Consider the following 11,582-nt stretch of genomic DNA (forward strand, 5'->3'; position numbering starts at 1 on the left):
GGTGAGGGGGTACGGCAGAGCCGACCCATGGTCGGCTGCTCTTCTGTCGGCGCACGCACCCGGCCCTACCGTCGGGTGCGGTATACGTTCTGATCATTGGTGCAGCCGACCAACGGTCGGCTCTACTGGTGAGGGGGTACGGTAGAGCCGACCCATGGTCGGCTGCTCTTCCCTCGGCACACCCCATATTAGAGAAGGCTGGGCATTGCCCTTCCCGCACGTGAACATGGCACGCAACGCACGCCCATGACCTAACAATCACACCGTGAATGGCATGTTGGCACGCATGGCCAACGACCTCCCCCCGCGTCCGTCGCCGCCACTGCTGGACGATGCCTGTGCGTTGTTCCTCGACGTGGATGGCACCCTCATCGAATTCGAGCGCGACCCCGAAGCGGTCACGCTGCTGCCCGAAGTCCGCGAAGCCATCGGCCGCATCAGCGATCGCCTCGAAGGCGCCGTCGCCCTCATCAGCGGCCGCCCGCTCAACCAGCTCGACGACCTCTTCGCGCCCCTTCACCTCCCCGCCGCTGGACTGCACGGTCATGAACTGCGTCGCGCCGATGGCCACATCGACAGCCAGGCCAACAGCGCCGATACCAGCGAATGGCTGCACGCCGTACACCAGCAGGCCATGCGTTTCGCGCATGGCAACCCCGGTGTGCTGGTCGAAGACAAGGGCCGCAGCCTGGCCCTGCACTGGCGCGGTGCCCCGCATGCCGCCGACGAGGTGCGCGCGTTCGCCGAACGCCACATCCGCGGACACGCCGGCTACCGCCTGCAACCGGGCGACCACGTCGTCGAATTCGTCCCGCAGGGCAGCGACAAAGGCCGCGCCCTGCAACAGCTGATGCAGGAATATCCCTTCCGAGGCCGCCTGCCGGTGTTCCTCGGCGACGACCTCACCGATGAATTCGGCTTCGACGCCGCCAACGCCCAGCATGGCTGGAGCGTACTGGTCGGCGCGCGCAGCCCCAGCGCCGCCGTTTTCGCCCTGCCGGACATCCGCAGCGTGCATGCGTGGCTGCGGGAAAACGCGTACTGACCCTGGCCCTTTACCCCACCGATGCCGCCCCGCTGCATCCGCTGCGGTGGCACGGCCCGAACGAGATGCAGTACCCATGACACAACCCGATCTTAATCTTGGTGTAGTCGGCAACGGCAGCTTCGGCGCATTGATCGACCAACACGCACGCGTGGTGTGGAGTTGCCTGCCCACCTTCGATGGCGACCCCACCTTCTGTGCCCTGCTCAGCCCCAACCAAAACGAAGGCGGTGATTTCGCCATCGAACTCGAAGACCTGGTCAGCAGCGAACAGAGCTACCTCACCAACACGGCCATCCTGCGGACCGTGCTGCACGACAAGCACGGCGGCGCGCTGGAAATCATTGATTTCGCCCCGCGCTGGCGCCAGAACGATCGCTTCTACCGGCCGGTCAGCCTGATCCGCCAGGTCCGTCCGCTGGCCGGCAACCCGCGCATCATCGTGCGCGCGCGACCGCTGGCCGACTGGGGCGCGCGCGTCCCCGATGCCACCTGGGGCAGCAACCACATCCGCTGGGTCCTGCCCGATCACGTGCTGCGCCTGACCACCGACGTGCCGCTGCGGTTCGTCCGCGACGGCCTGCCCTTCGTGCTCAACCACCCGGTCAACCTGGTGCTCGGCGTGGACGAATCGCTGAACCGCTCGCTCAGCGGTTACGTGCAGGAGTCCTTCCAACGTACCCGTGACTACTGGCGCGAGTGGGTGCGTTACCTGTCCATCCCGTTGGAATGGCAGGACGCGGTGATCCGCAGTGCGATCACCCTCAAGCTGTGCCAGTACGAAGACAGCGGCGCGATCATCGCTGCGATGACCACCTCCATCCCAGAAGCGCCCGGCAGCATCCGCAACTGGGATTACCGCTATTGCTGGCTGCGCGATGCCGCCTTCGTGGTGCGCACGCTCAACCGGCTCGGCGCCACCCGCACCATGGAGCAGTTCCTGGGCTACATCTTCAACCTGGCCACCGCCGACGGCAGCCTGCAGCCGCTGTACGGCATCGGCTTCGAGGCGAAGCTGGAGGAAACCGAAGTGGCCTCGCTGGACGGCTACCGCGGCATGGGCCCGGTGCGTCGCGGCAACCTGGCCTGGGTGCAGCGCCAGCATGATGTCTACGGCAGCGTGGTGCTTGCGTCCACCCAGCTGTTCTTCGACCAGCGCCTGCAGGACCCGGGCGATGCCCATACTTTCGCGCGGCTGGAGCCACTTGGCGAGCAGGCCTTCGCCCTGCACGACGTGCCCGACGCCGGTCTGTGGGAATTCCGCGGCCGCACCGAAGTGCACACCTATACCAGCGCGATGTGCTGGGCCGCCTGCGACCGGTTGTGCAAGATCGCCGTGCGCCTGAAGCTGGACGACCGTGCCGATTACTGGCGCGGGCGCGCCGACATCATCCACGCGCGCATCCTGGAAAAAGCGTGGAGCGAGGAGCTGGGGCGCTTCACCGACACCTTCGACGGCCACCGCCTGGACGCGTCCCTGCTGCTGCTGGCCGATATCGGCTTCATCGAGGCCAATGACCCGCGCTTCGTCGCCACGGTCGAAGCCATCGGCCGCGACCTCAAGCATGGCAACGCGCTCTACCGGTATGTGGCGCCCGATGACTTCGGCGAGCCGGAAACCAGCTTCACCATCTGCACCTTCTGGTATATCGACGCGCTGGCGGCGATCGGCCGCCTGGACGAAGCACGCGAGATGTTCGAAACCCTGCTCGAGCGCCGCAATCACCTGGGCCTGCTCTCCGAAGACCTGGCCTTCGACAGCGGCGAGGCCTGGGGCAACTTCCCGCAGAMCTATTCGCACGTCGGCCTGATCACCGCCGCCATGCGCCTGTCGCGCAGCTGGCAGGAGGCCTCATGAGCCGGCTGGTGGTGGTGTCCAACCGGGTCGCGGTGCCCGGGGAAACCCGCGCCGGCGGGCTGGCAGTCGGCCTGCTCGCCGCGCTCAAGGAGCGCGGCGGGGTCTGGTTCGGCTGGAGTGGCAAATCGGTGCGCGACAACAGCGGTGCGGTGCATGAGCAGGTCGAAGGCGACATCCGCTATGTGACCATGGACCTCAACAAGCGCGACGTGGATGGCTATTACAACGGCTTTGCCAACCGCACGCTGTGGCCGCTGCTGCACTTCCGCCTGGACCTGGTCGACTACGACCGTGCCACCCGCGAAACCTATCGCCGGGTCAACGCGCTGTTCGCCGAAAAACTCGCGCCGCTGCTGCGCGAGGACGACATCGTGTGGATCCACGATTACCACCTGATACCGCTGGCCTCGCTGTTGCGCGAGCGCGGCATCGGCTGCCGGATCGGCTTCTTCCTGCACGTGCCGATGCCCTCGGCCGACCTGCTGCAGGCCATGCCCGACCACCTGCGGCTGTTTTCCAGCCTGTACGCCTATGACCTGGTCGGCTTCCAGACCCAACGCGACGCCGACCGTTTCCAATCCTACGTGCGCCTGTTCGGCGGCGGTCGGGTGCTGGCCGATGGCGAACTGGAGGCCCCGGGCGGTCGCCGCTTCCGTGCCGCCGCCTTCCCGATTGGCATCGATACCGAGCACATCGCGCGGCAAGCCAAGGCCGGCGCCAACAAGCCGGCCGTGCGCGACCTGCGCAACAGCCTGCGCGACCGCCAGTTGGCGATCGGCGTGGACCGGCTGGATTACTCCAAGGGCCTGCCCGAGCGTTTCCTGGGCTTTGAGCGCTACCTGGAACGCCATCCGGACCAGCATGGCAGCCTCACCTACCTGCAGATCGCGCCGGTCTCGCGCGGCGATGTCACCGAGTACCGCCAGCTGCGCAGCCAGCTGGAACAGATCGCCGGGCACATCAACGGCGGCCACGCCGCGCCCGACTGGACGCCCCTGCGTTACGTCAACCAGAACTTCACCCATGCCACCCTGACCGGCTTCTACCGCGCCGCCGCGGTCGGCCTGGTCACGCCGCTGCGCGATGGCATGAACCTGGTGGCCAAGGAATACGTGGCCTCGCAGGACCCGGAAAATCCCGGTGTGCTGGTGCTGTCGCTGTTGGCGGGCGCGGCCGATGAACTCAAACAGGCGCTGCTGGTCAATCCGCACGACCTGGATGGCGTGGCCGATGCGATCGCCACCGCCGCCACCATGCCGTTGCGCAAACGCGTGGAGCGTTGGCAGGCGATGATGGAACACCTGCGCGCGCACGACATCAACCACTGGCGGCAGACCTATCTGCAGGCCCTGGAGGGCTGACGCGGGCGATTGCCGGGCTGCCCGCGGCGGCCGTTGCGCGGCATCGGCGATGCTGCGGATGCCGCGCGGGCACTGACGCTTTCGACCCACATTGATTGCGGATGAAACGATTGTGTCATCGCCCTGCACAGACGCCTTGGCGTGTCGCGATCAACGCGCCGGACGGCGCAACGCCCGCTGCTGCAAGCCGTCGCCGCGATAGATCGCATTGATTGCCCCACCTCCGGTGACCTCGAAAACGAAACCTCCCACGAAATTTCATTTCGTATTGACGGTTGCTGACCAAAGTGACGCCCCCAAGAGCCCATCCATATCGCATGGGCCGGTTCGTGTACGCCTACCTGCACGCTCTTTCCGGGGGATTTTTTCTGCATGTCAGCGCTCGACCGTTTCATCGAAGATGCCGCCGTACGATTCGACCTGGGCTACCGCGCACGCAGCGTGGTCGGCGTCCTGGTCGGCTGGATCGCCTCGCACCCGCTGGGACTGGACGGGCTGGAGCAGCAGTTCGACCAGGCCGGGCTGGGCGTGCAGTTCCGCTCCTGGCAGAACCCGCGCGAGCTCTCCCGCCCGATCCTTGCCAGTGAACTCGAACACGCCGTCGGCACCCACGCGCTCGCCACGATGGCGCGTCGGGCTGGCTTCCCGCCGGGCACCTTCCGGGTGCTCGCCTGTGAGCTGCTGCCGGAGCTGATCGGGCTGGTGACGCCGCCCGAGGGCCATGCACGCGTGACGGCAGGCGCCACCAGGCCGCATCTGCAGCGTCGGCGCATCACGGGCGCGGCGCCCTCGCATGCGATGCACGGCCTGGCCCTGCGCGGATCGCTATGGTTACTGGTAGGCGTGGCCGTCGTCAGCCTCACCGCCTGGGTACATTTGAAAATGCACGCAGCGCATTGGGTGGCGCCGCAGGTCGGCGCGCAGCGCGATGCACAGCTGTCGCTGCAGCAACACGGGGACCGCATCCACGTGCAGGGCCGCCTGCCCACCGAGGCGGCGCGGCGCCAGGTCTGGAACGCCCTGGTCGCACTGCACGGCACGGCCAACGTGCGCGCCGAGATCGCGCTGGATCCGGGCACGCGCCGTCCGCGCTGGCTGGACCGGCTGACCACCCGGCTGCCGCACCTGTCCGGCGATGGCCTGTCGCTCGTCTTCGACGGCGACCGGCTGCAGCTCGATACCGCCTCCATGGATCCCACCCGGCGGCTGGACGTGTCACGACTGTTGCGCCGCGACTTCGCCGATCTGCATACCAGCGGTCTGTGGGGGCCCGGGCTGGCCGCGCTGGCCCACCTTCCGGCGCAGGCCGATGCTGCGCAGGTGGTCGATGCACTCAACCGGACCACCTTGAAGTTCCATCCCGGCTCGACGGCGCTGACCGGCGATTGCGCCGACACCGTGCAGGCCGTGGCCGCCGCACTCTCGACCGCGCCCGCCGGCACACGGATCGAAGTGGGCGCCCATACCGACAGCGCCGGTGACGCGGCGGCCGATCTGCGGTTGAGCCAGCAACGTGCCGACACCCTGACCCATACGCTGCAGGCGCACGGCGTACCTGCAGCGATGCTGGTCCCCGTCGGTTACGGGCAGCAGCACCCGGTGGCCGACAACCGCAGCGACGAAGGCCGCGCGCGCAACCGGCGCATCCGCTACACGCTGCTCAGTCCCGATCCCGTCGTGGGCAGTGCCGACGTGCTGGCCTGGCAAACGCGGTGAACCCCGGATCAATCCAGGAAGCGCGCCGCCTGCTCCGGAGCCGGCAGGTAGCAGCGGTGATGCCGCCCGAACCAGCGGTAGCGGTTGCGTGCCAGTACGCGATAAGCACCGTCGCGCCATGCGCGTGGCAGCACCTGCAGCACGGTGACGATCCGCCACGCGCCGCCCAGTCCGCCCACCACCTGCAGGATCGCATCGGTATCGGTCCAGGCCCTGCCCCGCGCCAGCAGCAGGAACGACAGCGGATCGTCGGGATCCAGGCCGTGCTGCAGCAGCAAGGCGCGTCCGTGCGCGCCCTGCATCGCGGCGAAGCGATAGCGTCCGCGCCGGTCGAAACGCAGCAGGAAACGCACCCAGCGGCTGCATAACGCGCACACGCCGTCGAACACGATCACCGCACCCTCGGCGCGCGCGTCGTTGCCGTTCATGCGCTCAGGGTGCAATCCATGCCAGCGTCGCCATGCGCCCGGTATGCCGGTCGCGACGGTGCGAATAAAAACGCTGCGGCTCGGCGATGCTGCACAGCTGACCGCCACTGACGTGCGCCGGGTCGATCCCGACGCGGTGCAGGCGTCGCCGCGCCAGCGCGAACAGGTCGACCCTCCAGTGCCCGGCTCGGGTAGCGACAAAGGCTTCCTGCGCCCCCGCGTCGCGGTCGACAAAGGCGGCGAACACGTCCTCGCCGACCTCGTAATGCGCCGGCCCGGCGGCCGGACCCAACCATGCCTGCAGCTGCGCGGCCGGGGTATGCAGGGCAGCCACCGTCGCCTCCAGCATGCCGTCGGCCAGACCACGCCAACCGGCATGGGCCGCGCCGATCTCGCTCCCGTCGCGGGCGGCAAACACTACCGGCAGACAGTCGGCGGTGAGGATGGCCAGCACCACGCCCGGCACCGAGGTCACCGCCGCATCGGCGGTCGGCTCCACGTCCACGCCGACCGCAGTCGGAGGCGCATCGAACCGCAGCACGGTGGTGCTGTGGACCTGGCGCAGCCAATGCGGCGCCGACGGCAGTGCCAACCCGGCCTGCAGCAGGTCGCGGTTGCGCTGCACCTGCGCCGGGTCGTCGCCGTCGGCGGCGTAACGGTTGCCCATGTTGAACTGGTCGAACGGGGGCCGTGATCCCCCTGCGCCAAAACGCAGGGTGGTCACGGCCGTGACCCCGGGCGGGGCCGGCCAGTCGGCCGCCAGCAGCGGAACCGGTGTCTGCATCAGCGGCGCCCGCGCTCCAGCTCGGCAAAGCGCTTGCTGTCTTCGCGCAGCGCCTGCATCAGCGCCTGCATGTCCGCCGGCGGTGGCGCGCTGTTGGTGATCGTCTCACCGGTGATCGGGTGCACGAACTCCAGCGTTTCGGCGTGCAGCGCCTGGCGCTTGAAGCCGCGCAGCTGCGCGACCAGTTCATCGCTGGCGCCCTTGGGCAGTTTCAGCGCGCCGCCGTACAGCTGGTCGCCGATGATCGGGTGCCGCAGGTGCGCCATGTGCACGCGGATCTGGTGGGTGCGGCCGGTTTCCAGGCGGCATTCCAGCGCGGTGTGTGCACGGAAGCGCTCGCGCAGGCGGTAATGGGTGATGGCATCCTTGCCGTCTTCGCGCACGGCCATGCGCACGCGGTCGCGCGGATGACGGTCGATCGCCGCATCGGCGGTGCCACCGGAGACCAGCGCCCCCACCACGATGGCCAGGTACTGGCGGTGCACCTGGCGCGCCGACAGCTGTTCCACCAGCGCGGTCTGCGCCTGGATGGTCCGTGCGATCACCATGACGCCGCTGGTGTCCTTGTCCAGCCGGTGCACGATGCCCGCGCGCGGCAGCACCGACAGCGACGGGTCGCGGAACAGCAACGCGTTCACCAGCGTACCGGTGGGATTGCCGGCACCGGGATGCACCACCAGGCCAACCGGCTTGTTGATGACGAACACATGCTCGTCCTCGTACAGCACCTCCAGCGGGATGTCCTCCGGCTCGGCGTGGGTCTGGGTGTCGAGCACGACATGCAGGCTGGCCACCTCACCGCCGCGCACCGGGTCGCGCCCGCGGACCTGCTCGCCGTCCAGCAGGACGTCGCCGGACTTGATCCACTCGGTCAGCTTGGACCGGGAGAATTCGGGGAACAGCTCGGCCAGCACGGCGTCGAAACGGCGCCCGGCGGCGGTGTCGGGCACCACGGCCTGGCGGGGGGATTCGGATTCAGAAGCGTTATCGGACATGGGGAAAGCACCGCAGGGAGACAAATTTGGGGTCCGGGCGACCACTTTCAGTCGCAGGACAGGCCACTAGGCTATCATCGACCCCTCGTATTCCAGCCGCGTCCCGCCCTGACCCCATGATCCGACGCTCTTTTTCGCTGTTCGCGCATGTCCGCACCGCCGCCCTGCTGCTGGTCCTGGCCCTCGTTGCCACTGGCTGCCATCGCGGCACCAAGGGCGATAACCCGGACGAAGGCCAGCCGGTCGAGAAGATCTACGAGAAAAGCCACCGCCTGATGGAAGGCGGCAACTGGAGCGGGGCCGAGACCAGCTTCCGGCGCCTGATCGCCCAGTACCCGTATGGTCCGTACACCGAGCAGGCGATGATCGAGACCGCCTACGCCCAGTACAAGGCCGGCAAGCACGATGACGCGGTGTCCAGCGTGGACCGCTTCATCCGTACCTACCCGACCCACCGCAACATCGCCTACATGTACTACCTGCGTGGCCTGGCCAACGGCAACCGCAACACGGTGTTCCTGCGCCGGGTGTGGTCGCTGGACCCGAGCCGCCGCGACCTGTCCACCCCGCGCCAGGCCTACGCCGATTTCAACATCGTCGTCGACCGCTACCCGAACAGCCGTTACGCCGCCGATGCGCGCCAGCGCATGATCGAGCTGCGCGACGTGTTCGCCCAGCACGAGCTGGACAACGCCCTGTACTACCTGCGCCGCCAGGCCTGGGTGTCGGCCGCCGGCCGTGCCAACTACCTGCTGGAAACCTACCCCCAGAGCGCCTTCCAGTACGACGCGGTTGCCGCCTTGGGCGAGGCCTACACTCACCTGGGCAACAAGACCCTGGCCGATGACGCGCGCCGCGTGCTGGAGCTGAACCAGCCCGAGCATCCGTGGCTGCAGGGCAAGTGGCCGAAGTATCCGTGGATGATCCGCAAGCTGAATCCGTTTGCCGGCGAGAAGTCCGCCAGCACCGGCCAGCGCAATGCGACGATGAACCGCAAGTAAGACAAGGCCCCGCAAGGGGCCTTTTCTTTGGTTCTTCTCCCATCTGAGGGGGGCGCCTTGTTGCAAGGGCCTTCGCAGCGTGGGCGCGAGGCTACTCGTGTGGACGGGCAGTGCGAGCGGCGAGCCCGATCTGGCGGCTTCTCCGCTTGGGTCTGTCGCGCGCGTGAGGGCCCCTTAGCGGCCGGTAGCCCCCTGGCGCAAATGTCCCCCGGCCTACGGCCTCCTCCTTGATTTTGCCCAGGGGCCTACCGGCCGCTAAGGGGCTCGGCTTGCGGTAATCAGATAGAAGCCAGGCGTTTTGGCGGTGGTCGGTGGGTCGGGCGCTGGCCCCCCATGCCCTTGGAGGCGAAACAACAGAGGACGGGGCGGCCGCAGGCCGACGCCGGGGGCGTCGCCGGAAAGGGCATGGGGGTCCAGCGCCCGGCCCACCGACCACCGCGCCTGGAACGGGTCAAAGCACACGTCTGCCTGCCCCGCATAGAGGCGAAGCACCTTTTCTTTACGGTAGTGCCGACCGCCGGTCGGCTCCTCCGCGTGCTGCAGAGGGTATGGGAGCGGGCCAGCAGCCGGCTCTACCGTGCCTTGCGCCTCCCGGATGCCAGGGCGGGCACCGGCCCGCACGGGGATATCCCCCAACTGCGCCCCTGCACCTATCGGTCTTGCCGGTCAGCCCTTGTAGCCGTTGCTGATCGGATACCGGCGCTCGCGCCCGAACGCGCGCCGCGACACCTTCGGACCCGGGGCGGCCTGGTGGCGCTTCCACTCGCTGGTGCGCACCAGGCGCAGCACCCGGTCCACCACGTCGGCAGCGTACCCGGCCGCCACGATCTCCTCGCGCGACTGCTCCTGGTCCACGTAGCGGTACAGGATGCCATCGAGCACGTCGTAGGCCGGCAACGAGTCCTGGTCGGTCTGGTTGTCGCGCAGCTCGGCCGAGGGCGGGCGGCTGATCACCGCCGGCGGAATCACCGGCGCGCCGCCCACGGTGTTGCGCCACTTGGACAGGCCGAACACCTCGGTCTTGTACAGGTCCTTGAGCGGCGCATAGCCACCGCACATGTCGCCGTAGATGGTCGCGTAACCCACCGCATACTCGCTCTTGTTGCCGGTGGTCAGCAGCAGCCCGCCGAACTTGTTCGACAGCGCCATCAGGATCACGCCGCGGCTGCGCGACTGCAGGTTCTCTTCGGTGACGTCGGCAGCCTGCCCTTCGAACATCGGGCCGAGCGCAGCCATGAGCCCCTCGAACACCGGCTCGATCGACACCGCTTCCAGTTTCACGCCCAGCGCGCGGCACTGCTCGGCAGCCAGGTCGTTGGACACGCCGGCGGTATAGCGCGACGGCAGCCGCACCGCAGTGACGTTGTCCGCGCCCAGCGCGTCCACCGCCATGGCCAGCACCAGCGCCGAATCGATGCCGCCGGACAGACCCAGCCACACCTTCTTGAAGCCGTTCTTGCGGCAGTAATCCTGGATGCCACGGGTCACCGCGCGCCAGGCCAGCGCGTCCATGCTCTCATCGCCGTCGTCGATCCACTCGCGCGGCAGGAAACGGCGCGTCTGCGCGTCGTAATCCACCACCAGCCACTGGTCGGTGAATGCCGCCGCGGCCGGGTGCACGGTGCCGTCGCCGTCGGCCACGACCGAGGCGCCATCGAACACCAGTGCGTCCTGGCCACCGACCACGTTGAGGTAGGCGATCGCCGCCCCGCTCTCACGCGTGCGTTCGGCCAGCAGCGCATCGCGCTGGGCATGCTTGCCGCGCTCATAGGGCGAGGCGTTGGGCACCAGCACCAGCTGCGCACCGTCGCGCACGGTGTCGGCCAGCGGCTCGGCGAACCACAGGTCCTCGCAGATCAGCACGCCGACCGGCACGCCCTTCAGCTCGAACACGCAGCTGCCACCGTCCGGGTCCACGTCGAAGTAGCGGCGCTCGTCGAACACCGCGTAATTGGGCAGCTCGCGCTTGCGGTAGGTGTGCTCCACCTTGCCATCGCGCAGCACGCTGGCGGCGTTGTAGACCACCGCACCGGCCGCCTGCGGCCAGCCGACCACGACGGCGATGCCGGTTGCGGCGGCGGCGATGCGCGTGAGCGCCTGCTCACAGTCGTACAGGAAGCCCGGACGCAGCAGCAGGTCTTCCGGCGGGTAGCCGCTGATCGCCAGTTCCGGGAACACCACCAGCTCGGCGCCGTACTCATCACGCGCCTCGGCGATCATCGCGATGATGTTGTCGGTGTTCTGCGCCACCGCGCCCACCGGGAAATCAAACTGCGCCATCGCGATGCGGATCGAAGCCATGAAGGTCCAGCCAGTGGTTGCAATGCGCTCATTGTAGTGCCGGCCGCTGGCCGGCAACCACGCGATCGTTGGCGGCATCGTGCGGTGCCGGCC

The 11,582-nt window shown here is 68.2% G+C and carries 9 protein-coding genes; 5 read left to right on the forward strand and 4 right to left on the reverse strand.

Annotation, left to right across the window (positions count from 1 at the left end; all coding sequences use genetic code 11):
• Positions 1–286: 286 nt before the first annotated feature.
• From otsB to AC1DQP_RS10085, 4 genes are all read left to right on the forward strand, one after another.
• Entirely contained in the window at positions 287–1,045 is a 759-nt protein-coding gene (gene otsB, locus AC1DQP_RS10070; protein ID WP_256775502.1) for a trehalose-phosphatase, read from the forward strand.
• Positions 1,046–1,121: 76 nt separating this feature from the next.
• Entirely contained in the window at positions 1,122–2,903 is a 1,782-nt protein-coding gene (locus AC1DQP_RS10075) for a glycoside hydrolase family 15 protein (RefSeq protein WP_478051524.1), read from the forward strand.
• Positions 2,900–4,264 carry an alpha,alpha-trehalose-phosphate synthase (UDP-forming) gene (gene otsA, locus AC1DQP_RS10080; protein WP_256775504.1) on the forward strand — a complete coding sequence of 455 codons (1,365 nt, stop codon included), beginning with the start codon at positions 2,900–2,902 and terminating at the stop codon, positions 4,262–4,264. The genes AC1DQP_RS10075 and otsA overlap by 4 nt, the downstream gene beginning before the upstream one ends.
• Before the next feature lie 372 nt (positions 4,265–4,636).
• Positions 4,637–5,980: an OmpA family protein gene (locus tag AC1DQP_RS10085; RefSeq protein ID WP_457319153.1), complete on the forward strand. Its 1,344-nt coding sequence runs from the start codon at positions 4,637–4,639 to the stop codon at positions 5,978–5,980.
• An 8-nt stretch (positions 5,981–5,988) separates the two neighbouring features.
• On the opposite strand, the gene AC1DQP_RS10090 is transcribed toward AC1DQP_RS10085, so the two are convergent.
• The 3 genes from AC1DQP_RS10090 to rluD are packed head-to-tail and all read right to left on the reverse strand — an operon-like array spanning position 5,989 to position 8,187.
• Positions 5,989–6,408 carry a thiol-disulfide oxidoreductase DCC family protein gene (locus tag AC1DQP_RS10090; RefSeq protein ID WP_457319152.1) on the reverse strand — a complete coding sequence of 140 codons (420 nt, stop codon included), beginning with the start codon at positions 6,406–6,408 and terminating at the stop codon, positions 5,989–5,991.
• A 4-nt stretch (positions 6,409–6,412) separates the two neighbouring features.
• The gene (pgeF, locus tag AC1DQP_RS10095; protein WP_457319151.1) at positions 6,413–7,192 is read right to left on the reverse strand and encodes a peptidoglycan editing factor PgeF; all 780 of its coding nucleotides are present in this window, start codon (positions 7,190–7,192) and stop codon (positions 6,413–6,415) included.
• On the reverse strand, positions 7,192–8,187 hold the full coding sequence (rluD, locus tag AC1DQP_RS10100) for a 23S rRNA pseudouridine(1911/1915/1917) synthase RluD (protein WP_312236494.1): 996 nt from the start codon (positions 8,185–8,187) through the stop codon (positions 7,192–7,194). The genes pgeF and rluD overlap by 1 nt, the downstream gene beginning before the upstream one ends.
• A 116-nt stretch (positions 8,188–8,303) precedes the next feature.
• Here rluD and AC1DQP_RS10105 point away from each other — a divergent pair, with 116 nt between their 5' ends.
• Positions 8,304–9,188, forward strand: a complete 885-nt coding sequence (locus AC1DQP_RS10105) for an outer membrane protein assembly factor BamD (protein WP_256775509.1) — start codon at positions 8,304–8,306, stop codon at positions 9,186–9,188.
• Positions 9,189–9,854: 666 nt separating this feature from the next.
• Here AC1DQP_RS10105 and AC1DQP_RS10110 read toward each other — a convergent pair.
• Positions 9,855–11,489, reverse strand: a complete 1,635-nt coding sequence (locus tag AC1DQP_RS10110) for an NAD+ synthase (RefSeq protein ID WP_478051525.1) — start codon at positions 11,487–11,489, stop codon at positions 9,855–9,857.
• Between the last annotated feature and the right edge of the window lie 93 nt (positions 11,490–11,582).

It is taken from the genome of Stenotrophomonas sp. P5_A8, assembly GCF_056400545.1.